Source organism: Paenibacillus sp. GSMTC-2017 (assembly GCF_016019935.1).
GTDB lineage: Bacteria > Bacillota > Bacilli > Paenibacillales > Paenibacillaceae > Pristimantibacillus.
On record NZ_JAECMT010000002.1, the window covers coordinates 896,376 to 920,822 of the forward strand.

Sequence of the window (24,447 nt, forward strand, 5' to 3'; positions counted from 1 at the left end):
TTCTGTGATTGTCATCGCTTTGACCCATTCCACTCTAATTTTAGACCAATAAAATGTTACAATAGGAAAGTACATTCATAATACTAACTAGGAGCATAACAAGTGCGGTCACATCCAATTAACATGTTGCGTATTACAGGATTATTAGATGGTATTTCTTTATTAGTTTTACTTGGTATCGCGATGCCCTTGAAATATATATGGGGGTTTGAAAAGGCTGTTTCGATTGTTGGTAGTATTCATGGTGGGATTTTCATCCTTTATACTTTAGCTATTCTATATGCAGCAATGCGAGTTAAATGGAGCCTGCTTTGGCCCGTTGCTGCAATGTGTGTAGCTTTTATACCATTCGGTAATTTCTTTTTGGATCGTAAGCTTAAAAAAGCTCAGACCAACTATCAATTGAGACCATTCAACTATGCTCTACTCGTGTATAGTATCGTTTTCTTTTCTTTCTTAGATTTATTTGCTCAATTGCCAGTCATGAGTACATTCGCTACGTCCGTCGGTGCAAGCTCATTTATTGCAGGATTTGTTATTGGACTATATTCATTATCCAATACAATAGGTAATATTTTATCCGGCATAATGACAGATAAGGTCGGCCCTTTCAAAATATTAATGGTCGGATTGTTATTAACGAGCGGTGCTTTGCTACTTTATCATTTCGTTGATTCAGCCTTTATCTTAATAATCGTTAGAATTTTACATGGCTTTGTTGCTGGTTTAATTGTTCCTGCTGCCTTTACGTTCTCTGCGAATACTACTGTAAACAACCAACAAGGTCAAAAAGTAGCATTCATCGGTACCTTTGTTGGATTAGCTGCCATTATTGGCCCAGCATTCAGCGGTATTATGGCAAGCAGAACTTCTGTACCATCTGTTTTTACTTATGTGGCCATATTAGGTTTATTACTTGCCCTCCTATCGGCGATTTTTCTTGGCAGGTACAAGCCTACAAAGAAAGAACAGGATAATGCTACCGTTCGACCTTTAGGATCACTTTTTAATGCAGGGGTTCTTAAAGCATATTTGGGTGCCTTTATTCTAATGTTTTCTCAAGGTGTCATTGCTTATTTGTTGCCCTTGCATATTCAGGCGCTTGGATTTGATTCAAGAATTAGTGGTACATTAATGAGCACTTTTGGTATCGTTGCTATTCTAATCTTTGTTCTTCCGACTAACCGATTATTTGATCGTTTTGCACCAGCTAATACGATGGCAGTCGGAATTGTATTAATGGGATTAAGCCAATTGCTTATTAGTCAATCTACCACAACACTAGCCCTTTATTGTGTGTTAGCTCTATATGGGGTAGGCTTTGCCTTCTTGTTCCCTTCCATAAATACAATGCTCATTAAATCCACACCCGAAGGAATGCGCGGGAAAGCTTACGGTTACTTCTATGCCTTCTTCTCTTTAGGTGTTGTTGCTGGTTCATTTGTATTAGGTCTACTGCCTTTTACCATCGTCCAAGAATTTGTATGTACAGGCGTTTTCTTGTTGCTATGTGCTGCATTCGTCACCTTTAACAAGCAGAAAGTACGTGGACTTAAACAGTCGTAACATGCTGTGCATAGTTACAAACATAAAAGCGCTAAACACTAGGAAATCCCTGTGTTTAGCGCTTTTAATTATACACAGTATCAGGCAACACTATACTTTCTATCTTAGCTAGGTGAGGTTCTCTTTATTGTTGCTCAAGCTCACTTTTTTGACGCAAGTGGTGACGGAAATGCATACCAACAAGTGCGAACCACTCTTGACCGTTCAGCCAGCCAAAACCATCATGTTTGACTTTAAAGTTTGGATTAATTTGATTAACTGATGTTTCCAACTCACCGATCTTCTGCAATACTTGATCGAGCCCACCCGTTAGGTCTTCTATACTTTCTAAATTGCTTGGGCTGTTTTCAGGTCCTTCCGGCAACTTAATTTTAATCGGTGGAAATCCACCTGTTTTGAAAATAAACTCACCAGCTTCCGTCTTCCCGAGAGGTTGCTCCACAGTTGCAGACGCACATGTTTCCACTTGTTCAAAATAATCGAGCGCAGTTAGGATTAAGTGATCATACATCTGACCGAGAGACCACACCTCTGGGCCAGATTTATACCTTAATTTCTCTAAAGAATAATATTGCCAATCACTTTTGTATGTTTCAATGCAAGTTTGGTCATTCATTTGGTTATCCCTCCTTAACTTGAACTATTTAAAATTAGGTCACTACATTCTGGATGAAGCAAAAGCGAGAATATAACCGTCCAAATCTCGAATTGCGAATTCTCTCATTCGATATTCAATCGGGTCTTTTGGTGCATAATGAATAATAGCACCACACTCAACGTACTCACGATAGAGCGCATCGGCATCATCAACAAATACGTAAATGTCCCACGACCATCCGTCTATTGTATGATTCGGCACTATCAACTTTGTCTCATCTTCCAATTGATGCAATGTAAGCTTAAGGTCATCCCGATCCATAAAACCAGTATAATGATTACATTCGAAACCCAATTTCTTATAATAGTCAAATGCTTTCTCACGATCTCTAGAAATGAGTATCGGTCGATACTCTTTCATTTTGGCTCTTAGCATAAAATTCCCCCTCTATTTAATAGGCAAACATATGTCTACAATCCATTTTCGTTCGGGATGACTAGATGGATCGTTATAACTGATAAACATGGCAGGTCGATAATCGTATGTGTAACCACTATTAGGCAGCCAACAATGTAATAAACAATGTACAAACGACTCCATTAATTGTTCTGCTTCCTCAAACCGAAGTACAGCGTATCTTCCACCTTGTAAATTTCGCATACCGATTTCCTCAGCTACTTCAACCTTCCTCGGCGTGGTAATACATGCGTCATATCCGAAATCGAGAAATGGTAGAGTGAACAAAGAAAATTTGGGGATACCCAGTAAGTACGTTCCACTACTCCATAATCCATTCCGTGTTGTCATATTACTTAGTGTCATAAAGCTGTCTTGAACATCCGATTCAAGCTTGGCATAATTCCGTTTCCCAAAATGCCTTATGTAATATATATTTTTATTAGGAAACTCCCGAATAGATACTCTTAGCTGATGAGTCGCTTTTCGATCGGATTGATCTTTATTATAAAGATTTTGAACAAAATAGCTTTCCCATTCCTTGTCTTCTATTTGACAAATCTTGCGATTAATAATGGGATAGTGAGTTCGAAACGATTCTGGATTACTCCCTGTTACCTTTTTAAATACTCTTGAAAAATCTGACAAAGAAGAAAAACTACATTCGTATGCTATTTCAGTAATCGTTAAGAGTGGAAAAAAAACTAAATAATGAACAGCCTTTTGCAGCCTAGTCCTTAAAATATATGAATGCAATTTATCTCCTGTTACTTTGGTAAACATACGATGCAAATAGGAGGGAGAGACAGCAACCACCGTCGCTACTCTTTCAAGTGACAATTCGCCGTCTACATTTTGATCAATATAATCGATGACCCGATTGATGATGTTTATATGCTCTCGTATCAGATTATTATTTTTAGTTCTCATCGTTCACCACCGAACCATTAATTTTCACACGTTGAAAAAAGAAACTCTACTATCATTCGACAAAATAACATAACTTCCTTTTTATGGTTTAAAAGTTTCGAAAAGACCAAAAAGCACCACAACCTTATTGGTTGTGATGCTTCACTAGAATATTAGTAAAAACGCAAGTTTACATTATTGACCAAGAAAGCTTTTTTCAAAAAAGTCTAATTGGTATTCCATGCTCAGTGGATCGTTAAAGTAGAATGCTTTAGCATTTGCTTCAAATGCATGTTGATTTTTGATCGCCGGAATAGCTTTGTACGTCTCCGTTTGCTGGAACGAATTATCTTCATTCGCATCTTTACTTATAATAACGTAGTCCCCAATGTAATCCGATAAAACTTCCGTCGATACCGCGAAGAACCCATCTACCTTTGTAGCTTCTTTTACTTTCTCAGGCATACTTAGCCCAAATTGCTGATAAAGAATTTCGGTACCGCGCCCAAAATTGTCACCATAAACATACAGTTGTTTATTGAATGTTTCGATAACCGAAACTGTTGCGTTTTCACCAATTTTCGCTTTAATTTCTTGTCCAATCTTTTTGCTGCGAGCATCAAAGTCTTTGACCCACTCTTGAGCTTCTTTTTCTTTGTTTAGCAACTTACCAACTTCAAGCTGCTGCGTGAAAAAATCAACTTTGCCATACGTATAAGTCACAGTAGGTGCAATTTCTTTCAGCTTGTCAATGTTTTTGATGCTGGATAAACCAATAATAAGATCTGGTTTTAGCTCAATAATTTTCTCCAAACTTTCATCCGTTACTGCCTCTACATTTGCTAACTTATCCGCAAAATTTGGATTGCTTTTGGACATTTCATCCACGCCTACAAGCGGCACACCTAACGCCATAACATTACCTGTCAAGAAACGTGTAATAACAACTACACGTTGTGGATCGCTCGGTACTTCCACAGGACCATTTTCGGATTGATATATAAAGGTAGCAGATTCCGGTGTTGTAGTAGATGTTGCTTCACTGGATGGTTTAGCAGACAGGCTGCTTACATTGTTAGTTTTGTTCGTTTGGTTGCCTCCGCAAGCACTCAGAATAACAACTAACATCAAAACGAACGGAACAAAAAGTTTTCTCATATGATGACTCTCTCCCTTTTTTCATGTACCTTATGTTTGCAGTGAAAATAATTATCATTTTCATTTGCATATCACAATTATAGGGTTCAATACACAGTCGAGCCATGCCTTTTTGTTCGAAAAATGACTTGGACTATTGAATGCCTGTAAATAAATCTACAGCTCTTTGAAGCTGCAATCGAATAGATATTGGATTATATGGGATCCAATCATCCACTTCAAGTTGATGTACACTATTTAACTGAACGGCAGGAAGATTAAGCCAATAGGTCGATTTAAATATTGGGTCCGAATGTGCCGTTGATCCTTTTACATCTGGAAAGACAATAACTAATAACCGATCCCCAGCATAATCAGCTAGCTCGGACATTTCGATTGGAATAGAATGAAATTGATCACCATGTTTCTCGATCAGTTGTTTAATTCTATCGTGAGGCTGAAGTCCAAGCGATTGAAACATAACATAACCAACATTTCGCACACCATATATGAGCAACTCCTCTGGCTTAATAACAAATATCGTTAATATTTCATTAGCAACACTAGTTTGTTGAACAAGGTATCGGGCAGCCTGCTCTTCTTTTTCAAAGTCAGCTAGCCATTTCTCTGCTTGCTCTCTCTTTTGTATAACATGTGCCATATGAAACAAATGTTCTTTCCAACCTAGTTCCATCCAAGGAATATCTACAATTGGAGCAGCTACTCGCAAATGTTCCGCATGTAAACCATACTCGTTCAAATGTTTGCTTGCAGCAAAAAGTAGCTCAATATTATTTTCAATCAAAATCGATTTCACCTGATCTACAGAACTTGTAGTGTTTATAAAATTAATCGATTGTGGTGATTGGATTTCTGTCGTATTCACATATTCGCTGCTGTCTGAGATAATAACGGTCGGCTCCAGCCCAAGCAACAACAAATGACTAGCATAAGGCGAAAGAAATACAGCTACTTTCTGAAAAAGTCCACGAGCATAGCTTGAAGGCGCTACTCCCGTCCCCTGTTTGAAACGACGACTGAGGTAAAATTCATCCTTGTAACCAACTTTAAGTGCAATCTCTCTAAGCGTACCCGATCCACTAATCAATAGTTCCTTTGCACGATTCACACGAAGCTTCGATAAATATTCACTGAGCGGGTATCCGGTAGTCTGTTTAAAGAGAATCGAATAATGAGACCCTGTTACACCTGCGATTTCAGCTAGTCCATCACGTGTTATTTTGTCGCTATAGTTGTTCTCCAAATAAGTAATGCTGCGTTCCATTGAGGGCTGTTCGCTCGCAGTATATTTTGTTTCCTGCTCATCGAGCAAATGGAGAATGATTTGATGAAACACAATTTGATTATGAACATGTCTCGTTTCTCTTTCTGGTAAACGATGAAGGTATAGTTCTACTACACCTGCAACAATCTTAGGTTGGTACGGAATAAAGTGAACAGTTGTATTGGAAACTGCTTCACTTTTCCGAATCATAGACCCTTCAGTAACCTTCCCCGAATACTCACGAGTATTAATGACAAGTTTGTAAAAATGAAGCGGATGTTGTAGATTAGCTACTAATGTAGCTTCGCAATGTGCTGGTAGAAGGATGGCGCTTCCTTCGATAAGTTCGTACACCTTATCTTCCGTTGTCAAAATACCTTTGCCACCCGCAACCGCAATAAGTACAGTTAAACTCTCGTTCACTTTATATACCGGAAGGTTCGAGGTACAATAAATCGAATGAATACTGTCAGCCATATATAATGGAAAATGGGACTCCGCCCACTCCGAGTTAACATCTTTTTTCACTGCCAAACCTCCATAACATTTGTACTACTATCATTCTATTATACGACCAAAAAGCCTCCATAAGGATGGAGACTTTCTGGTATATATGTGTAATTAAACGGTTTTGACAAATGTATTCTGGCCTGCGATAAGTCGCCATACCTCTTCCTCTTTCACTAATACGTAAATAGCAATGCTTCCCTGACCACCATCAATCTTTTCCCCTTCAGCTGTAGTCGGGAATTGCCGTATATGAGCAATAGCTACATCAGAATGTGCAAAAACGATACTTTCAATCTTATAACTAGCGTATGAATCCTTTAATGGTCCCTCTAAAACAAATTTATGTGCTTCATTAATTTGATTCCAACCTGTCAATCTCTCGCCAAAGACATTGACCCAAGTGGCATTTTGGGTAAAATGAAGATCTAATGCTTCTGCATCATGACGATTAAATGCTGACTCCATTTCGGTAATGACTCCTCTAATACGATCTCTTTCCTGCTCTTCAATTGAATGATCATTATTGCTTTTATTAGACATAACGTATTCCTCCTTTTATTTGTTCATTGTAATAACAATTTTGCCACGGCCGTGTCCACTCTCCACTTCGGCATGAGCGTTTGCAACTTGTTCAAGTGATATCGTTTTTCTAATATGAATATGCAGCTTTCCTTGAGAATAAAGATCTACTAGTTCTGCTAGTCTTGTTGCAGTCCGCATCCCACTGATCGGAGGAACCCCCAATTCGTTAGCTAGTTCATCGGAAACCATCGTTCGTATACGATCCTTATTACTAACGAGCTCAATTGAAGCTAACAAAGCATCAGGACCAGCGGTATCCAATGCGGCATCAACACCATTAGGAGCAATAGCACGTACCCGCTCTACGAGACCTTCCCCGTAACGGACTGAAATTACACCAATTGATCTGAGATAATCGTGATTGCCATCACTAGCTGTACCGATCACTGTAGTTGCTCCCCATATTTTTGCTAGTTGTACCGAAAATGTGCCTAGTCCGCCTGCAGCCCCATGGATGAGTACAGTGTCACCCTTATGAATGTTAAGTGCGGACAAATCAAGATGTGCACCCTGACCATTTCCAGAAAATCCTCCGGCTACTTCCCAAGACATATGATCAGGTTTAATTACAATTTGATTGCTGCTCACGACAACATATTCGGCATAACACTTAAGGGTTGTAAATCCTAAAACGTTGTTGCCAACGGAGAAACCGGCAACACCTTCACCGACTTGATCGATTATTCCGGAAAATTCGTTCCCCAGAATCTCTGGGAACGAGATATTCAAAAGCGGTGACCCCGCCCCCTTCTTACCATACAATCATATGGCAACACTCCTGCTGCTTGTACACGAATTCGAACTTCACCATAACCCGCATTCGGCTCTTCTACTTCCGACAATGCTAGTACTTCTGGTGGACCAAATGAAGAAAAAGTCACAGCTTTCATAAAGTCACTCTCCTTTTACCAAAATGAAAATAACAAAGTAAAAGCATGCAAAAAATGATAATGGCAAGAATCATAAATATATTGCTGTATACGATTGCTTCCTTATAAACATTAGCCGGATTCCAATTCAAGCTTGCGCCTCGATCAACTACTTTGCTATAAATGCTTGCGAAAACAGCCCCCGAAATAAAATTAAGCATTCCGAGCAATCCCATACCAACACCAAGCCGATCAAACCCGAGGGAAGATGATTTACTTGGGTTAGCAAATCTGGCGTAAGAAAAGGGATTGAATATCCGATACCGGTTGCAAGGAATGCAAGTACCAGCCCAATAGAATATTTTCTATTTCTAAATAGTTCGGGTATTATGAAAGGACTCGCTGTTTGACATATTCTCCATACGAATAGCAGGAACAAGACCAAACAACCTAAAGCTAACAACCAATCTTGATTCGTTATCGACAAAAGGAGAAGTGCAACTGTTCCTGTAAGTAGTCCTCCTCCCAGCCAATCAACAGTTTCTGTATTTCCTCTTTGATCCTTCACATATTTACGATAGTAGGGTAATAAAAACAATACGACCATCGCCAATCAGCCACGCTTATGATCAAAGCTGCAACGGCCGGTCCTATTGCACTTCCGATAGCTCCTCCGGTCATCGCAATTCCAAGCGCACGTCCTCTTCTTTCCGGCGGGTAGTAACGAACGGGTATAATTCCCGCAAGTGCTGGAATTACCCCTGCGCCTACCGCCTGTATGACTCGACCGAGCAAAACGATGGAATAGTCCCAAGCGAACAGTCCAATTAAGGAGCCTAAAGCAAAAAACAGCAATCCGAATGTGAGCAAACTTTTGAGACTATACCTATCCGCAAGTTTTCCATAAATCATCGTTCCAATCGCGAAAGTAAGTAAATATGATGTTGTGATCCAACTTACCTGTGAGAAGGAGAGATTAAATTCCGCTCTAATTTCAGGTAATGCGATAGTAAACATCGTTGCACTCATTACAGAAATGACAAGGGTCCCCGCAAGGACTATGATTAATTTCTCTGCTCCTTGCTCCTCAGTTGCGTTTTCCATTATGAAGACTTCACCTACTTTACTCACTTATCGTGCTTTAGCTGTATAGTTATGAGATTACTTATTCATTCCTTGCTTCAACAGTGGGAAGCAGTTGTGTTGCTTACATACATAGTGTATACGGAATGCCAAATTAACTGAAATATATTTACAAATATATTGAGTATATACTGGAGTATATGGACATAAAAAAACAGGCACCTAACGCACAATTAATTTGTGCAGAATGGTGCCTGTTTTTAAGCGGGAACACACGATAATTAATAAACTTCTGAACAATTTCACCTGCAAGTCGTGTTTGCAGATCAAAAAAGCTTTCACTTACTCACTCAAATTATTATTACATGATAAAACCGATCATGAACTACAACAAACCTAACTCACGGGCACGTGCTACTGCTTCAGTGCGCCTTTGAACTTGTAGTTTATCAAAAATATTCCGATTATGCCCTTTAACCGTACTCAATGCTAGAAAAAGCCGTTTACTAATCTCATCATTTGAAAGTCCTAGTGCAATAAGTTGAAGTATTTTTAACTCACGTTCACTTAATGGTTCGATCAATTTTTGATTAGGTAAAGCTGACCCTCGTATTGATTTGAATATGCTCGAGTTCTCTCCAGCTCCAAATGCAATTAGTATCTTACTTATATAGTCCGACATAATTCCTCGAACAGCTACTTCAGATAAAAGTTGAGACATGAGTCTACCTTCATCAACAAAAATTCGAATGAAACCACCAATTTGACCTAACGCTAACGCTTCACAAAGCAGTTGTATGGCTAGGTCGATATCTCCATTCATATATCGAGCAACCGACTGTAAAACAATAACTTTAAGCCGTTCATCTACCCAACCCTTTAATTCTACCTGCTGGCGTGTTAATTCCAGTGTCGCGAGAGCTGTCGATATGTCTTCAAGGGCGATGAGTGCTCTAGCATGACTAAGGGGCAGTTCATTCGACTTTGCCAGATCTGAGGCGGCAATGTAATTACCCTTATGAAGCAATATACGAATATGAATGTCCGCTACGTCAGACATTGCATTCACAAAGTTATGTTGATGCAGAAGTTGATTTGCCTTAAAAATAATTGCAGCTGAATCATTTACATCACCTTGCGCTAGTTTCAGCTTAGCATGGAATACTTCACAAACAATGACCCTGTCCGTGTTTACTAACTGCTTTGCTAGCTCAGTGCTTTGCTTCAAATGGTGCTCAGCCATTTCTAAGTCGTTCCATTCATAACATATCCTCGCCAATCCAAGATGTGCTTCACAGACAATAGGTAGTGGTGGATCACCAACCATTTTCAGGACATTTCGATATGTGTCAGTTGCCGTATAAAGTTGATTATCTGCTTCCTGTAAGTTGCCTAAACCTATAGTTGCCATTATCTGAATAACATGATGCCTAATCGCTTGGCTCTTTGAAATAGCTTCAGTATAAGCTTTATTCGCCGCAGCACGATCACCTTGGAGCTGATAAGCATACCCAAGCGTCCACGTAGTTGCAGTTCGGACAGGTAGGTTATCTGGGTGCAAATATTCTAAAGCACGGAGCGACTCTGCAACAATGAATTCAACCTTATGCTGACTAACAGCAAGTGTTGCTCGTATAGCCGCAATATGTCCGATAACATCCCTTGTCTTATCGTCTAGTTCAGTGTTTTGAAGAGCTACTTCAGCAGATTGAAGCTTCTGTTCAACACCTGTCAATTGTCCAACCATCAATATCGTTGAAGCAAAAATGACCCACAATGAAGGTCTAGCATCTAATACTGTCGTTGGCTGTGACTCTAACCATCTAAGTACATGGGTTGCCCCGCCACGGAAATGCAAAGGCATACCCTTCCCATCAATTAATCTTGTGGCAAGCTCAATATCATTGGCCGCTACTGCATGATGAAATGCTTCAATGTCCAGCCCATGATCTTCATACCATTTGCTTGCACGTATATGTAATTCAGCTATATCATACTTCTCATCTTCTGTTGGCGAGATAATCCTTTGATGTAGTCGTTGCCGCAGCAAATCAGCAAAGAGATGGTGATATCGGTACCAACGTCGCTCATTGTCCAAGGGGACGATAAATAGATTTGCATGTTCTAAATATTGTAACGTTTCTTGACTAGATATAGAGGTTTTAAGATGTGACTCAATATCTCCCTCTCCCAAAACAGCATCACAAAGAGGACCACTTAGACGACCTAAGATTGATGTTTGCAGTAAAAAGTTTTGAACACTGTCCGACTGTTGTTGCAAAACTTCCTCAATCAAATAATCTAATACGAAATGATGGCTACCTGTGAAACATTTGATAAAGCTACTTTTGTCTTGATGTCCATGCATAGAAATCGCGGCTAATTGCAGTCCGGCAATCCAACCTTCCGTTCGGGTTTCAAGAAGAGAAATGTCTTTTAATGAGAGGTTCAGGCGCATTACCTTATTTAAAAATTCAGTAACTTCTGAGTGGGTGAATGTTAAGTCATTTACTCGTAGCTCTGTTAATTGGTCTCTAACTCGTAACCGAGCTAGTGGTAAATTCGGGTCTTCACGAGTAGATATGACGATATGCATCTGTGTCGGTAAATGTTCGAGTAAAAAGGCAATAGCATCGATAATCGCTTTGTCTTTAATAATGTGAAAATCATCTAATACGAGGACAAAATTATCCGAGATTACTGTTATTTCATTGATTAGAGTCGTCAAAATCGGCTCGATTGGTAATGACTGAGAAGATTGGAGCGCAACAAACACACCTTCTCCAATATTCGCCTCAATAGTCTGCAATGCAGAAATGAGGTGAATTAGAAAACGTGTAGCATCGTTATCTCCTTCGTCCAGCGAAAGCCAGGCGGTCCGTCGCTTGCTACTAGTAATCCATTCACTAATCAACGTCGTTTTACCAAAACCAGCAGAGGCAGATATAAGAGTCAGCTTACGATGCTGAACCTCATTTAGCTTTTCAAACAGACGATGACGATTGACTACTACTGGTCGTGACTGAGGAATATATAACTTTGTGGATAATATTGGTATGGACATGGATTAAGTATAAAATTACAACTCTTCTCCGTCAATGTTATTATTACCTTCAAGTAGACATTCCTACTTTTTCTAACCACTGAGAGCAATTAACATTGCATAAAAAAATGATATTTGATAAAATAACTGACGACCGTTCGTTAATTTCGCAACGTATTTCACAGCTTTGATTAGACAGAGAGAGGTATGCTTCATGATTAAACCATTGAAACAACAAAAAACAGTTTTGCTCATTCTTCTAAGTAATATATTTATTGTTTTTCTAGGAGTCGGACTTATCGTTCCTGTTATGCCATCTTTTATGAAAGAAATGCAATTATCTGGCCAAACAATGGGATATTTATTTGCAGCATTTTCGTTCGCACAGCTTCTAATGTCTCCTATAGCAGGACGTTGGATTGATACTTATGGCAGAAAAAAAATGATCGTAATCGGCCTGTTGCTATTCAGTATATCTGAAGTGATTTTTGGTTTAGGTACAGATGTGTCTGTACTCTTTTTATCTAGAATTCTTGGTGGTATTGCTGGTGCATTCATAATGCCTGGCGTAACTGCCTATATCGCGGATATTACAACAGTTGAGGAAAGACCTAAAGCGATGGGTTATATATCTGCTGCTATTAGTCTCGGGTTTATTATCGGCCCTGGTATTGGAGGATTTATTGCTGAGCTAGGTATTCGTGCTCCCTTCTATTTTGCTGGAGGCTTCGCATTAATAACATGTATTTCTTCATTAATTATTTTGAAAGAGCCATTATCCAAAGCACAGCTTTCGGAAATCGCTAAGCTCAAAAAGGATACCAGCTTTATAAGTGATCTTAAACGTTCACTACAACCACTTTACATTATTGCCTTTATTCTTGTTTTTGTACTCGCATTTGGTTTATCAGCTTATGAAACAGTATTTAGTCTGTTTTCTGATCATAAATTTGGATTCACTCCACGAGATATAGCAATTCTCATTACAGTAAGCTCGATATTTGGAGTTGTCGTTCAAGTCTTTATGTTCGGTAAAATGGTAGAAAAAATGGGTGAAAAGTTGCTTATCCAACTATGCTTAATTGCTGGTGTAGTATTTGCAGTACTATCAACGATAATCTCTGGCTTTGTAGCCGTCTTAATCGTCACTAGCTTCATCTTCCTCGCATTTGATTTATTGCGACCAGCTTTAACGAGCTACTTGTCAAAAACTGCTGAACAAGAACAAGGATTTATTGCCGGCATGAACTCAACGTATACTAGCCTCGGTACTATAGCTGGCCCAGCGCTTGGCGGTATATTATTTGATGTAAACATCAACTATCCGTACCTATTTGCTGCTGTCATTATGTTTGTTGGTCTAATTATTACGGTGATGTGGAAAGAAAAACAAACTGTTGGTGGATTAGCAAAATAATAAGTGAAACAAACTGTATACTAACAAAAGAGAACCCCATGTCTTGATTAAGACATGGGGTTCTCTTCAATTCTAATACATCTTGTCAGAGGTTCTCCAACTATCAAAGCCGTATTCGTTTGATACGGTTCCTTTCGGTAAATATTTCTTAATAATATATGGTATAAATAAAAATGATTGACACAATAATTGGCACAGTGATATATTGTGCATACACAACAGACACAATTATTCAGGAGGTTGGTTGTATGCTTGCCTTAGAGATTAAAAATGTAAACAAAAAATACGAACATTTTGATTTAAAAGATGTATCTTTCCAATTGGAAAAGGGCTATATCATGGGCTTTATCGGTGCCAACGGCGCAGGAAAAACAACAACAATAAAATCCATTTTGAATTTAACTCGGATGGATAGCGGCAAGATCAGTATTTTGGGCAAGGAGATGGCCAATCATGAACTCCAATTAAAACAAGAAATTGGCTTCGCATTCGGAGATATCAATTTCTATACTCGAAGCAAAATCAAAACGTTAACTAACGTAATCAAAACGTTCTATCATAATTGGAATGATGAAATCTACTACAATTATTTGAAAAGATTTAATTTAAATGAAGGTAAAAAGATATCCGAATTATCAACTGGAATGAAAGTAAAGTACAGCTTGGCGATTGCTTTATCGCATGGTGCAAAACTTCTTATTCTTGATGAACCAACTAGCGGACTTGATCCGGTTGCAAGAGACGATTTATTGGATATTTTCCAGGAATTAGTGGAATATGGCGAAATCAGCATCCTGTTTTCAACTCATATTACATCCGACTTAGAAAAATGCGCCGATTATATTACTTACATCGATAACGGACAAATTATTAACAGCGCTGAGAAGGAACAATTTATTGATACCTATCGGTTGTTGAATGGAAAAGAAGATCAATTGAATGCCATTAAAGACCGATTAATTGCTTACAAAAAGAACTCTTTCGGCTTTACAGGCTTAATCCATACGAGAGATTTTGATCCCTCTTGGGATATTAGATCAACTCTGCCTAATCTTGAGGAGATTATGATCTATTTTTCGAAGAAGGAGGATCAGTATGTATAACTTACTAATGAAAGAATTAAAGCTAGGCGTAAGCCCCTTCTTTTATGTTATGCCCTTTTTGACAGGCGCTTTAATGCTTATTCCCGGATGGTTATATTTCCTTGTCCCTCTTTACTTTTGTTTTATTACGATACCGAATATGTTTGCAGGGTATAAAACTCAGAACGATTTAATATTTACTAGCATGATGCCTGTAATAAAAAATGACATTGTAAAAGCAAAGGTGTCCGTTATCGTAATACTGGAATTAATGCATCTTGTTATTGGGATGATCTATAGCATGATTACTGTTCGTTTATATCCGAATCTGAACTATATTTTCTTCAAACCAACTTTAGGCTTTTGGGGGTTATGTTTCATCATGCTTGCAATCTTCAACTTTATCTTTATATCCATGTATTATAAAACAGCGTATAAATACGGCGCAGCATCGATTGTATCTATGACGGCTGCTGTTCTGTTTGCATTAGGTGCAGAATGGCTCGGATTGGAGAATGAATTTGTGTCTGATCTCTTCAAAGGTACTGGTACTGAGCAGTTCGCAACTCAACTGTCTATCTTGATAACGGGCATTATATTATTTGCGATATTTACGATTATCGCTTATCATATTGCCATCAAACGCTTTGAGAAAGTGGAAATGTAATGAATATAGCTATATCGAACTCATCTGATAAACCTATTTATCAGCAGCTTTTTGAACAAATCTGTGCACAAATTCTAAAGGGCGAACTTGGGAATGGGTACAGTTTGCCACCAATACGACAAGCAGCCACTGAGCTTCGTGTCAGTATCATTACCGTAAAAAAAGCATGGGAAGAACTCGAACGACTTGGATTAATTTATACTGTAACCGGCAAAGGATGTTTTGTTGCCGAACTCTCCCCCGATGATATGCTTCAAAAACGCAATGAAATGATTTTGAAACAGATGGTTATTGATACTTCGTATTACAAATCTTTTGGTATTACTTTAGAAGAAACTTTTGAGCTTTTGAAGGAAGTCTATTGAAAAAATAAAGATATGAAAAAAACCACGTCCTTGATTGATGTGACCCCCAAAAGTTAGACACTATATTATTAAGCGACTTCTAGGGCATGAGTCCGGTACTGTACCGGACTCATGCCCTTTAGTTTTGTTTTAATCCTCTTGTAATTGTAGTAAGTGATATATTGATCTAATTCCGCTCTAAATTAATTCGAAAATATGATAGGCAATGCGAAAAAATATGCAGGTCCAAGCAGTGAAATCACTATCGTAGCAAATATGGGAGCAGAGGGCGATGCCATACGGATTACCATTAGGGACAGTGGCTCGGGAATGCCCCCTGAAGATCTCCCCTATCTGTTCGACCACTTCTACTGAAGTGAGAAATCCCGTTCCAGAGAATATGGTGGCACAGTACTCGGACTCGCCATATGCAAGAAGATCGTGGAGGACCACGGAGGGCTCATTAGTGTTATCGCTGATTCCTTCTTGTCCATAGGAGTTGCCATAATATTAATAGATACTTGGAGAGAATCGCGAACAAATTAATTATGATGGGATGCTAGAAGCTCAATCCTTGTATTGATTCAGATCTATTAATCATTTAAACCTTTGCCTTCCAAAATGTGCTGCTTATACTTTTCAACCCTCGACGCACGAGTTTTGGATTGTTTGGGATCTGAAAAAAATAAAAGATATGCTCTTTGTCGTCCAGGCGTCAATGCTTCAAAGGAAGTTTTCAAAGCAGGAATATCATCGAATTGTTTTTGAAGTTCTTCAGGGATTGTGTATTCTGTATTCTTTTTGTAATTCACTTCCAAACCGGCTTTTTCAACTTCAACAGCTTCATAAATATATGCTTTTATAATTGGTTCCATCTCGATTATTTCTTGAATGTTAGTGAACCTAATCTGACGCGCTGCTTGTACATTTTCGGTTTGTTGGATGAGAATTCCTTGGGCATCTTTTAACAATGCTCCTTTGTGAAATAGAAGTGCGCAATAATCTTTAAATCCATGAATTAATACGATGTTTTTATTGTCAAACATGTAGCACGGATGCATCCACTTAAACTCTTCAGTCAAATTACAGTCGAGAACGATATTTCTTAACTTCTCGTATTCTTCTCTCCATTTTTTTGCCTTAATTAAAAATTGATCCACCTTCGGATTCATTATATTAGTTGTCATCACAGAGCACCTTCTTCGACTAATTTCGACCTATTAATATCATTATACAATTTACAAGGTTTTTGTATACTTGTCTGCATGTTACATAATAAGAGCACAAAAAAGCACGCCAATAATGACGTGCTTCACGAGGTAGAATGATCCACTACCAACTAGTATTCAACGGATTTGGACCAGCGTGCGTAGGAAATAGCGGCAACACTTCCTCCGCTAACTCCTGAATCACTTCCTCAGATGGCCGATTAGAAAATTGGATACCGAGTGCAGCATGATTAACACCAACCGCCTGCCATTCCTCCAAAAGCTGAATTAGACCTAAGCGTCCTGTACGCAATACGAACCCTCCACGAAGCGGCGTTCGAGGATAATGGGCATCTTCTACAAGATCAATCCACTCGTTAGTCATATGCGGCTTGAATACACCGCCAGGTATTTTTTCACGCCAAGCGTTAATCTTTTGACCAAGCATTATTGGACCAAGTTCATTTGTCGTCGCTTGAGGATAAGTGAGCCAACCATCACTATGCTCCGCAATCCAATCTAAAGACTGTCTGCTTGAACCCGTCACAACAAGCGGGATACCACCTGTTGCAGGCTTAGGGAGTAATTCAAGCCCTTTCATACGGCCAAGAGAGGATTGAATTTCAGGACTTCTATTATGTGTAAGTTCGCGGAAATACTCTACCGTTTCCCTAAATCGCACATCACGATTGTCCGCATTTATTCCGTAAGCCGGAAATTCAGCTAGCCGGTCTCCAGAAGCAATCCCTAACACAAGTCGTCCGCCTGATAACACATCAATAGATGCAGCTGCCTTTGCCAAATCAATAGGATGGCGAAGCGTGAAAATCGCACTTCCTGTTACTAGGGATACATTTTTAGTTTTTGCAGCAAGATAGGACAAATATACAAATGGATCAAATAATTGGCCTGCATCTCCAAAAGCGGGATCGAACAAAGGCACATCCCTCACCCAAATGGCTGCAAAATTTCGTTTATCAATACTTTCCACTAGATCAGCTTGGCCCTTTAAAACGTCCATCTGACCTACATAGAACTTAAGTGGTAGAAATAGACCGATCGTTAATTTATTGGGGGCAAACATACGACGGAAACCAGGGTGCCTACTAAAGTTTTCTACCAACTGTGTTGATTGATGATGATTCTCCATCTCTCCAATAGAGTCTATTTTTCTGTCCACAATATTCTCCTCCTAGTGCAATGATCATCCAGTTTTCTAGTGCTAGGTTTCATTCGACTGGAAGTGATATAATCGTATCAGTCAATTGACCCCCTAAGTAGTTACAGTTCTAAACAAAAAATTAGGGTCAGTTTTCTTTTGGACGAGGAGGATATCAATGATAGATTTGACGGTATTGCTGAAGAGAGAGTCTAGTGTTCCGTTATACTCTCAACTTTATCACTATATAAAAAAAGAAATTTTGAGTGGGAAGTTAGCTGCTGAGACACGACTTCCCTCTATTCGCTCACTCTCTAACCACCTTCACATAAGCCGTAATACGGTAGATTTGGCCTATCAACAGTTGTTAGCCGAAGGTTATGTTCAGAGCAGACCAAGGAGCGGCTTATACATTAATGATCTGGAACTGGAATCGCTGCCCTCATCTCAATTCATTCGTAATAAGTGGTTGGATAGTGGTGTGAAAAGTAACTCAGCAATCCGATATGATTTTCGTTATGGTGACGTAGATGCTGAGCATTTTCCACTTGCTACTTGGCGCAAATTATCCAATCAAAGTTTGCACCAGAACGAGCAGAGTTTATTTTCGTATGGTGATCCTCTCGGAGAACCCCAGCTTCGATTAGAAATTGCACATTACTTACACAGCTCAAGAGGGGTCAATTGCTCACCGGATCAAATTATGGTTGGAGCTGGTATTCAGTACTTAATCGGTGTGTTATCTGGATTATTAGGAGATGTAAGCAACGGAATCGCGATGGAAAACCCAGGTTATGACGGTGTTCGAACCATTTTTGAGCACAAAGGTATTAACATCCACTCCATTCCGCTAGAAAGTGATGGACTTAATATCCATAAGCTATATGAAAGCAAATCTCGTATCGTGTATATTACTCCCTCACACCAGTTTCCATATGGGATGGTTATGCCACTCTCCAAGAGAATGCAATTATTAAAATGGGCAGCAGACCAGAATGGGATCATTATAGAAGACGATTACGATAGCGAGTTCAGATATGTCGGCAAACCAATACCTTCCCTACAAAGCTTAGATACCCATGATCGCACTGTTTACCTTGGGACATTCTCAAAGTGTCTCCTCCCTTCATTGCGTATTGCGTACATGGTTTTGCCTCAGACCTTACTAGACTTTCACAGTAAACAAGACTACCGATTATATGACCAAACGGTCTCACGTTTTCATCAGAAAACGTTGGAGCTCTTTATGAAAAATGGTCATTGGGAAGCCCATATTCGTAAGATGCGAAATGTTTATCGACAGAAGCAGTTTACACTGATTTCATTGATTCAGAAGATGATGGGCTCTCAAGTGACAATAATCGGTCAAGATGCAGGACTTCACATTTTATTGCGTATACATAATGGAATGGATGAAGATCAGCTGATTGCCACTGCAGAGGAAGAAGGCGTCAAAGTCTACCCTGTATCCCCCTTTTGGGCACAACGAGCTCAAGCTGATAAATCAATGGTTCAGATCGGTTTCGGTGGCTTGAGCAATGAGGATATTATAGAGGGAGTAAATTGCCTTCACTGTGCTTGGTTTGGATAACATTAAGGCCGAAGCAAAACCAAAAAACACGCCTCATTAGGCGTGTTTTTTGGTTTTGGAGCCTATAGTACACACTCGCCTAACTTCGCTTACTAAGTCTAGTATTTCCGATACATTGGTTGTGTTCGAAATTTTACAGTGGGCCATCCATATACGGGATACTATCCTATATGTATACCTTTGTATAATATTCAGCCCTAGCAACTTGTTATATATTTACTAATGTGTTCAGTATCTTTGGAAAGCAGGTGATCATTTCGTATGACGTAATGTCGCGACGCTCTATTTTGAATGTGCAAGGACAACTAATTTTAAAAACTATTTAGGAGGATTATGATGAATACAAGCAAATTAAAGTCTTTAATAGTGATGGTAACCTTAACTTGCATGACACTACTCGCCTTTTTCCCAGTCCCTACTACCAACGCCTATACGGGTGAAGGATCGTTGACCCAACAATCTTCGTGGCAAAGCTCCGATGGCGGACGAAACATGTACACAGATGCTACGCTTCAGCGATCGGGACCACTTGCCGGACAATTGGATGTCATGACCCGGACGAAAAACAATGTACTCTTGACAGGATTTACGGGTGGTGTATTCGTCCTGCTTCGTAATGCGGACGGCGCTGTAATAGGTGTAACCGACATGCAAAAATATGGTGTCGACGGCAAGTGGATCGGCCGTTATGACCGTACTGACTATTGGAACTGGTCATTCGACCCACAGGTTGCCGCTGCTACGGCATCGTTGCAAATCATCCAGCAACATTCAGCAAAAGATTTCAGCGACCAATTGGCTTATTGGCAAAGCGTTGTATGCGGCAACTTGGATCGATTAGGCTTGCCTAAACCGCCGTTCGGCTGCCCTGCTTAACCTTATTTTATTCGTTGCTCATTGAAGCTAACTCCCCCATATGTAATGAAAAAGCCTCCAAATCCATAGTTTACATGGACTTGGAGGCTTAGCTTACTTGTTACACGCATTTCAAAATAACACGACAAAATAATAGTCAAGATAACGCTGATGAGATAGCCTCATGCATAGTGTTAGACTGACGGTTCCAGCAGTTTTTTGAGCAACTGGGTCCGATTGGTTACACTCAACTTACCTAGCATCGAAGTCATATGTTTTTTCACAGTAATTTCGCTTACATATAAAGCAGAAGCAATCTCAGCATTGGTGAGCCCTTTTTCCAGCAGTTTGGCAACATCTTTTTCTCTAGGAGTCAGATCTAGACGTGCAAGGATGGGATCGACAGCCGACAAAGCAGGAATTCGAACAGGCTCTTCAGCTTCTTTAGTCGAAAGCAGTTTGCGCCCTAAATCCGACTGATTAAGTATTTGATGAATATGATGAATAAATTGATCACCTTTCCAATTGAATACGAAAGTCGCTGTTGGAGTGACTCCATCATAGCCGTAATGAGTGGCACCCTGAACCCTTTCGAAGCCCAAGCTTTCATGCGCCATGATGAAGTATGGGAACGGTGCTGGCGACCAAAAGCGGATTTGGAGCATGGAGGAGCTTGGCGTAATAGTAGTGCAAGACACGAGTTCGTCTCTCCTCGAACAGACCTGGAGCTCTCGATAGTAGCTCCCGAATAATCAACTCCCTCATAAGGGCGTGAACCGTCCATCCATTGTCCACCTTCCGTATGAATGAACAACGAATCAGTTGGTGAAACTCGGGCAAGAGAATGTCGCGATTCATGACGAAGGCGAGACTTTCCTGATTAAAAAAACGGAGAAGAGCCGCTGTTTCGACCAGTGCACGTTGACTTTCGTCAGGAACTTCGCGTAGCCATTGATTGACGATGTATGGTAAAGTTCCGTAGTCCTCGAGTGGCGTATTTGTTTCATTCATATCCAATTGTTCACTAATATATGTAACTAACGACATCGTTAAGGGATGGCCTTTGGAGTGCCGCCATATTTGTTGTACCCGTTCAATATCGTTAATAGAGCTGCAACTTGCATACCTTTCAACCGACGGATAGTCGAGCTCGAATAAAGGCATGCAATGAATAAACTGTCTCCAGACGGGAGATACAAACCATGGCTCAGACAACTTATGTCTGCCCGCGATAACAATTAGAATGCTTTTATTAAGCTGCTTAAGAAAATAATCACGAAGCCATTGGTCCATTGCAGCCAGTTGTTCATACACATCGATAAAAAGGACGATACGCCCATCCACTATACCATTGAGGGATTGGATGCACTGTTCTGCAATTTCTGTAGAAGTGGAAATCGCATCCGTAGCTGACCGATCAACTACTTGCAAAATAGATCTGCAAAACGCTTCGTGTGTCTTAACCAAATGCTCGCAATCGATTGTTATACAACACGCACCAGCAATTCGCGCTTGTCGTTGAAACTCATCGAGCAGAAAGCTCTTACCGATTCCTGCTGTACCGAATATATTAATAATTTTATAGGAGAAGGTTTCATCACCCAAAATGGCGGCAAAGGTTTGAAGCTCACAGTTCCGCCCAACAAGCATTCGGCTCTCCAGTTGCTCCAATCTCTCGCTTTCCTTCATACAGTCACCTCCTGGAACATGACTTACATTCCAATCATACTGCAAAAAATGGGAAAATAAATACTTAAATATGACCACGTCCGATGGACGTGGTCATATTTATTATTCGTAAAGCTATGAGCACTTAAAGTGTTAGATTTAGACGTCGTGCTCCTACATTAGATATGAGCTTATCCGAAAAGCTGGGACAGTTCGTCTGCGTTTAAGAAAACTAATGCAATTGCGATCAGCAGATTTAATAAGGCAGGTATCATTTTACCAATCGAATGATTGACTCTAACATGCGCAAGGCAAGCCACTAACATCATTATTCCGATCAGTATACCTGTCCATGCGATCATCACCGGATACCAGTACCCAATAACGAGTCCAACACATCCTACTATTTGGACGTAGCCCGTAATGATACGAAACCATTGAGGCAGTCTAATAGAATCAAACAGTTCGACCTGATGTTTCGCTCCTGCAATCTTGCTTCCACCGAAGAAAGCCATTGAGAACAGCAGCCAACTTTGAAGAACGATAGATAATATAACCATTTTATCAACTTCCTTTTACGTAATTTATTATTGGACACCATTAAGTGTCCTATTTCATAATATAACACCTTTAGGTGTCCTGTAAAGCAATTATTATGATTAAATTGATCGTAAAATTATCCATTATGGTAAGGAGAAATGAATATCATACGGATGAAAAAGCTATTTTGCCTAGGACTTTCAGTTGTAGATTCGGATGCTTAGTTTCTATTTTAGATGCTTTTCGTACAAAAACTGATTAATTCCTCAGATCACTGGCACTTAAGCAATAACCTTTTTTAAAAATGTCCCCCTACTGTCCTATAACGATCACGTTAAGATGATACTTAACTAAAAAAATTGTCGTAGATCAGAGAGGAAACGACTACTCTACTGCTTTTAAACTATACTCTTTTTCCTATTGAGAATCGTTTTAGGTTGGAATAAAATATAAGTAAGCGCTTACAACATAACTCTGAATCCTCTACTCTCTTATTATCTTCTCCTATTTTTTTCACCATCATCGTCTTACTCCATAAACTAGCATATCCAATCGTTCCAGTCTACATCGTCATAGACGTAGAAAGGAGGTGATTCCGTTCAACAAATAAGTTTGTAATACTAATCGGATTTGAGCCAGCCCGCTCCACCGAAAACCAAATTTGAGGAGGAATCGTTAATGATGATGCAGCAGCAAGCTTTTTATCAAAACAAGTTGTTTAAATTAATCGTTGCCACCGGAGCTATATTGCTATTATTCACACTCGCTAAAGTTTTTTCTGACAGTGCATCTGCCCATGGTTACGTGCAAAATCCGCCTAGCCGTGGCTACTTGTGCAACACCACAGTAAATACGAACTGTGGAACAGCCCAATACAATCCGAATGACTTGGAAGCGCTTAAAGGCTGGCCTGCTGCCGGACCTGCGGACGGGCAAATCGCTAGTGCGGCTGGTAAATACGCTACTTTGGACGCGCAAAGTTCAACTCGCTGGTCCAAGGTCAACATGACGTCTGGTCCACAGACATTTCAATGGTACCTGTCGGCTCCACACTCAACGGCGAGCTGGAAATATTATATAACGAAACAGAATTGGGACCCGAATGCACCACTATCACGCAACTCTTTTGAATTAACTCCATTCTGTGACATCGCATACAGTGGTGCTCCTCCAACAAACTATTCTAGTACGTGTAACGTGCCTGCTCGTACTGGCTATCAAGTCATTCTAGCAGTGTGGGAAGTATCTAATACTCCTAATGCCTTCTATAACGTCATCGATGCCAATTTCGGCACTCCACCTGAACTTGTTCCGCCATCCGATCCAACAAACCTTACTGTTACAGCAGTTACTTCGACTACCGTCTCACTTTCTTGGACAGCTTCCACGGATAATGTTCAAGTGGCTGGGTACGAAATTTATCGCAATAACGCTTATGTAGGGTATGCAACTGGTACGACCTTTACCGATACCTTGCTAACACCGAATACTCCTTACCAGTACAAGATTAAAGCTCGAGATACGTCCAATAATTTATCCGTTAACTTCAGTAATACGGCTACTGGACAAACATTACCTGGAAGTGTCTGTCCGAATCCTTGGCTTCCAACTGCTGTGTATGTCAAAGATAATGAAGTTGTCCACAACGGCATTAGATATAAAGCTAAATGGTGGACAACAAATCAAAATCCAGCTACGAACAGCGGTCCTTCTGACGTCTGGATAAATCTTGGCCCGTGTACATGACTTTAACTAGTTTTGTGTAAATCGATTAACCATTAATTCAAACAGCCGGACAAAAGCCGCCCGAGAATGAATTTCGGTGTGGCTTTTGTCCGATTTAGAGTAAGACTTGTAAATGAACATATTAATTTATCC

Annotated in this window: 24 protein-coding genes and 2 pseudogenes; 9 read left to right on the forward strand and 17 right to left on the reverse strand. The window is 39.8% G+C overall.

Going from position 1 to position 24,447, the window contains the following annotated elements; genetic code table 11:
• Positions 1-102 precede the first annotated feature (102 nt).
• On the forward strand, positions 103-1,566 hold the full coding sequence (locus I6N90_RS11525; protein ID WP_197935640.1) for an MFS transporter: 1,464 nt from the start codon (positions 103-105) through the stop codon (positions 1,564-1,566).
• 124 nt (positions 1,567-1,690) lie between these two features.
• Here the strand turns inward: I6N90_RS11525 and I6N90_RS11530 are convergent, their stop codons facing one another.
• From I6N90_RS11530 to I6N90_RS11575, 11 genes and pseudogenes are all read right to left on the reverse strand, one after another.
• Positions 1,691-2,182: a DinB family protein gene (locus I6N90_RS11530; protein ID WP_197935641.1), complete on the reverse strand. Its 492-nt coding sequence runs from the start codon at positions 2,180-2,182 to the stop codon at positions 1,691-1,693.
• Between the two features lie 42 nt (positions 2,183-2,224).
• Positions 2,225-2,599 (reverse strand): VOC family protein, encoded by a 375-nt coding sequence (locus tag I6N90_RS11535; protein ID WP_197935642.1) that lies wholly within the window; start codon positions 2,597-2,599, stop codon positions 2,225-2,227.
• Between the two features lie 12 nt (positions 2,600-2,611).
• The gene (locus I6N90_RS11540; protein WP_197935643.1) at positions 2,612-3,550 is read right to left on the reverse strand and encodes an AraC family transcriptional regulator; all 939 of its coding nucleotides are present in this window, start codon (positions 3,548-3,550) and stop codon (positions 2,612-2,614) included.
• 174 nt (positions 3,551-3,724) lie between these two features.
• The gene (locus I6N90_RS11545; RefSeq protein ID WP_197935644.1) at positions 3,725-4,687 is read right to left on the reverse strand and encodes an iron-hydroxamate ABC transporter substrate-binding protein; all 963 of its coding nucleotides are present in this window, start codon (positions 4,685-4,687) and stop codon (positions 3,725-3,727) included.
• A gap of 133 nt (positions 4,688-4,820) precedes the next feature.
• On the reverse strand, positions 4,821-6,479 hold the full coding sequence (locus tag I6N90_RS11550) for an AraC family transcriptional regulator (RefSeq protein ID WP_332262439.1): 1,659 nt from the start codon (positions 6,477-6,479) through the stop codon (positions 4,821-4,823).
• A gap of 93 nt (positions 6,480-6,572) precedes the next feature.
• The gene (locus tag I6N90_RS11555) at positions 6,573-7,001 is read right to left on the reverse strand and encodes an SgcJ/EcaC family oxidoreductase (RefSeq protein WP_197935645.1); all 429 of its coding nucleotides are present in this window, start codon (positions 6,999-7,001) and stop codon (positions 6,573-6,575) included.
• A gap of 15 nt (positions 7,002-7,016) precedes the next feature.
• Positions 7,017-7,772 carry an NADP-dependent oxidoreductase gene (locus I6N90_RS11560; RefSeq protein ID WP_332262440.1) on the reverse strand — a complete coding sequence of 252 codons (756 nt, stop codon included), beginning with the start codon at positions 7,770-7,772 and terminating at the stop codon, positions 7,017-7,019.
• Positions 7,769-7,933: a hypothetical protein gene (locus I6N90_RS25255; protein ID WP_332262441.1), complete on the reverse strand. Its 165-nt coding sequence runs from the start codon at positions 7,931-7,933 to the stop codon at positions 7,769-7,771. The genes I6N90_RS11560 and I6N90_RS25255 overlap by 4 nt, the downstream gene beginning before the upstream one ends.
• Positions 7,934-8,476: 543 nt before the next feature.
• Complete coding sequence (locus I6N90_RS24735; protein WP_232242872.1) at positions 8,477-9,016, reverse strand: MFS transporter; 540 nt, start codon at positions 9,014-9,016, stop codon at positions 8,477-8,479.
• 250 nt (positions 9,017-9,266) lie between these two features.
• Positions 9,267-9,341 (reverse strand): annotated as a pseudogene (locus tag I6N90_RS11570) (DUF4180 domain-containing protein); the annotation flags it as partial.
• Between the two features lie 39 nt (positions 9,342-9,380).
• Positions 9,381-12,059: a LuxR C-terminal-related transcriptional regulator gene (locus I6N90_RS11575; RefSeq protein ID WP_197935646.1), complete on the reverse strand. Its 2,679-nt coding sequence runs from the start codon at positions 12,057-12,059 to the stop codon at positions 9,381-9,383.
• A 193-nt stretch (positions 12,060-12,252) separates the two neighbouring features.
• On the opposite strand from I6N90_RS11575, the gene I6N90_RS11580 reads away from it, so the two are divergent.
• The 4 genes from I6N90_RS11580 to I6N90_RS11595 all read left to right on the forward strand — a co-directional run bounded on the left by I6N90_RS11580 (position 12,253) and on the right by I6N90_RS11595 (position 15,569).
• Positions 12,253-13,455: an MFS transporter gene (locus tag I6N90_RS11580; RefSeq protein WP_197935647.1), complete on the forward strand. Its 1,203-nt coding sequence runs from the start codon at positions 12,253-12,255 to the stop codon at positions 13,453-13,455.
• Between the two features lie 248 nt (positions 13,456-13,703).
• Positions 13,704-14,558, forward strand: coding sequence for an ABC transporter ATP-binding protein (locus I6N90_RS11585; protein WP_197935648.1), 855 nt, complete (start codon positions 13,704-13,706; stop codon positions 14,556-14,558).
• Positions 14,551-15,204, forward strand: a complete 654-nt coding sequence (locus tag I6N90_RS11590) for an ABC-2 transporter permease (protein ID WP_197935649.1) — start codon at positions 14,551-14,553, stop codon at positions 15,202-15,204. Before I6N90_RS11585 ends, I6N90_RS11590 begins: the two co-directional genes overlap by 8 nt.
• On the forward strand, positions 15,204-15,569 hold the full coding sequence (locus I6N90_RS11595) for a GntR family transcriptional regulator (protein ID WP_197935650.1): 366 nt from the start codon (positions 15,204-15,206) through the stop codon (positions 15,567-15,569). The genes I6N90_RS11590 and I6N90_RS11595 overlap by 1 nt, the downstream gene beginning before the upstream one ends.
• A 68-nt stretch (positions 15,570-15,637) precedes the next feature.
• On the opposite strand, the pseudogene I6N90_RS11600 reads toward I6N90_RS11595, so the two are convergent.
• Positions 15,638-15,751, reverse strand: a pseudogene (locus I6N90_RS11600) (IS3 family transposase); the annotation flags it as partial.
• A gap of 13 nt (positions 15,752-15,764) precedes the next feature.
• Between I6N90_RS11600 and I6N90_RS25455 the strand changes: the two are divergent.
• Positions 15,765-15,923, forward strand: a complete 159-nt coding sequence (locus I6N90_RS25455) for an ATP-binding protein (protein ID WP_442950954.1) — start codon at positions 15,765-15,767, stop codon at positions 15,921-15,923.
• Between the two features lie 218 nt (positions 15,924-16,141).
• Here I6N90_RS25455 and I6N90_RS11610 read toward each other — a convergent pair whose 3' ends face one another.
• Both I6N90_RS11610 and I6N90_RS11615 read right to left on the reverse strand, forming a co-directional pair.
• Entirely contained in the window at positions 16,142-16,735 is a 594-nt protein-coding gene (locus I6N90_RS11610; RefSeq protein WP_197935651.1) for a YdeI/OmpD-associated family protein, read from the reverse strand.
• A gap of 145 nt (positions 16,736-16,880) precedes the next feature.
• Positions 16,881-17,936 (reverse strand): LLM class oxidoreductase, encoded by a 1,056-nt coding sequence (locus I6N90_RS11615; RefSeq protein ID WP_197935652.1) that lies wholly within the window; start codon positions 17,934-17,936, stop codon positions 16,881-16,883.
• Between the two features lie 157 nt (positions 17,937-18,093).
• Here I6N90_RS11615 and pdxR point away from each other — a divergent pair, with 157 nt between their 5' ends.
• Positions 18,094-19,506 carry a MocR-like pyridoxine biosynthesis transcription factor PdxR gene (pdxR, locus tag I6N90_RS11620; protein WP_197935653.1) on the forward strand — a complete coding sequence of 471 codons (1,413 nt, stop codon included), beginning with the start codon at positions 18,094-18,096 and terminating at the stop codon, positions 19,504-19,506.
• 333 nt (positions 19,507-19,839) lie between these two features.
• Positions 19,840-20,382, forward strand: a complete 543-nt coding sequence (locus tag I6N90_RS11625) for a hypothetical protein (RefSeq protein WP_232242873.1) — start codon at positions 19,840-19,842, stop codon at positions 20,380-20,382.
• 173 nt (positions 20,383-20,555) lie between these two features.
• Here the strand turns inward: I6N90_RS11625 and I6N90_RS11630 are convergent, their stop codons facing one another.
• From I6N90_RS11630 to I6N90_RS11640, 3 genes are all read right to left on the reverse strand, one after another.
• On the reverse strand, positions 20,556-20,978 hold the full coding sequence (locus tag I6N90_RS11630) for a response regulator transcription factor (protein ID WP_232242874.1): 423 nt from the start codon (positions 20,976-20,978) through the stop codon (positions 20,556-20,558).
• Positions 20,968-22,050, reverse strand: coding sequence for an ATP-binding protein (locus I6N90_RS11635; protein WP_197935655.1), 1,083 nt, complete (start codon positions 22,048-22,050; stop codon positions 20,968-20,970). The genes I6N90_RS11630 and I6N90_RS11635 overlap by 11 nt, the downstream gene beginning before the upstream one ends.
• 170 nt (positions 22,051-22,220) lie before the next feature.
• A complete protein-coding gene (locus I6N90_RS11640; RefSeq protein WP_197935656.1) occupies positions 22,221-22,589 on the reverse strand; it encodes a DoxX family protein in 369 nt (122 codons plus the stop codon).
• Between the two features lie 658 nt (positions 22,590-23,247).
• On the opposite strand from I6N90_RS11640, the gene I6N90_RS11645 reads away from it, so the two are divergent.
• A complete protein-coding gene (locus I6N90_RS11645) occupies positions 23,248-24,315 on the forward strand; it encodes a lytic polysaccharide monooxygenase (protein WP_197935657.1) in 1,068 nt (355 codons plus the stop codon).
• Positions 24,316-24,447 lie beyond the last annotated feature (132 nt).

Bases quoted from the DNA above. Each gene is read 5' to 3' on its own strand.
- I6N90_RS11575 (WP_197935646.1), bottom strand. From the start codon at position 12,059: ATGTCCATACCAATATTATCCACAAAGTTATATATTCCTCAGTCACGA.
- I6N90_RS25455 (WP_442950954.1), top strand. From the start codon at position 15,765: ATGATAGGCAATGCGAAAAAATATGCAGGTCCAAGCAGTGAAATCACT.
- I6N90_RS24735 (WP_232242872.1), bottom strand. From the start codon at position 9,016: ATGGAAAACGCAACTGAGGAGCAAGGAGCAGAGAAATTAATCATAGTC.
- I6N90_RS11635 (WP_197935655.1), bottom strand. From the start codon at position 22,050: ATGAAGGAAAGCGAGAGATTGGAGCAACTGGAGAGCCGAATGCTTGTT.
- I6N90_RS11530 (WP_197935641.1), bottom strand. From the start codon at position 2,182: ATGAATGACCAAACTTGCATTGAAACATACAAAAGTGATTGGCAATAT.
- I6N90_RS11555 (WP_197935645.1), bottom strand. From the start codon at position 7,001: ATGTCTAATAAAAGCAATAATGATCATTCAATTGAAGAGCAGGAAAGA.
- I6N90_RS11640 (WP_197935656.1), bottom strand. From the start codon at position 22,589: ATGGTTATATTATCTATCGTTCTTCAAAGTTGGCTGCTGTTCTCAATG.
- I6N90_RS11610 (WP_197935651.1), bottom strand. From the start codon at position 16,735: ATGACAACTAATATAATGAATCCGAAGGTGGATCAATTTTTAATTAAG.
- I6N90_RS11625 (WP_232242873.1), top strand. From the start codon at position 19,840: ATGATGAATACAAGCAAATTAAAGTCTTTAATAGTGATGGTAACCTTA.
- I6N90_RS11535 (WP_197935642.1), bottom strand. From the start codon at position 2,599: ATGCTAAGAGCCAAAATGAAAGAGTATCGACCGATACTCATTTCTAGA.
- I6N90_RS11540 (WP_197935643.1), bottom strand. From the start codon at position 3,550: ATGAGAACTAAAAATAATAATCTGATACGAGAGCATATAAACATCATC.
- I6N90_RS11630 (WP_232242874.1), bottom strand. From the start codon at position 20,978: ATGGCGCATGAAAGCTTGGGCTTCGAAAGGGTTCAGGGTGCCACTCAT.
- I6N90_RS11585 (WP_197935648.1), top strand. From the start codon at position 13,704: ATGCTTGCCTTAGAGATTAAAAATGTAAACAAAAAATACGAACATTTT.
- I6N90_RS11590 (WP_197935649.1), top strand. From the start codon at position 14,551: ATGTATAACTTACTAATGAAAGAATTAAAGCTAGGCGTAAGCCCCTTC.
- I6N90_RS11580 (WP_197935647.1), top strand. From the start codon at position 12,253: ATGATTAAACCATTGAAACAACAAAAAACAGTTTTGCTCATTCTTCTA.
- I6N90_RS11545 (WP_197935644.1), bottom strand. From the start codon at position 4,687: ATGAGAAAACTTTTTGTTCCGTTCGTTTTGATGTTAGTTGTTATTCTG.
- I6N90_RS11645 (WP_197935657.1), top strand. From the start codon at position 23,248: ATGATGATGCAGCAGCAAGCTTTTTATCAAAACAAGTTGTTTAAATTA.
- I6N90_RS25255 (WP_332262441.1), bottom strand. From the start codon at position 7,933: ATGAAAGCTGTGACTTTTTCTTCATTTGGTCCACCAGAAGTACTAGCA.
- I6N90_RS11595 (WP_197935650.1), top strand. From the start codon at position 15,204: ATGAATATAGCTATATCGAACTCATCTGATAAACCTATTTATCAGCAG.
- pdxR (WP_197935653.1), top strand. From the start codon at position 18,094: ATGATAGATTTGACGGTATTGCTGAAGAGAGAGTCTAGTGTTCCGTTA.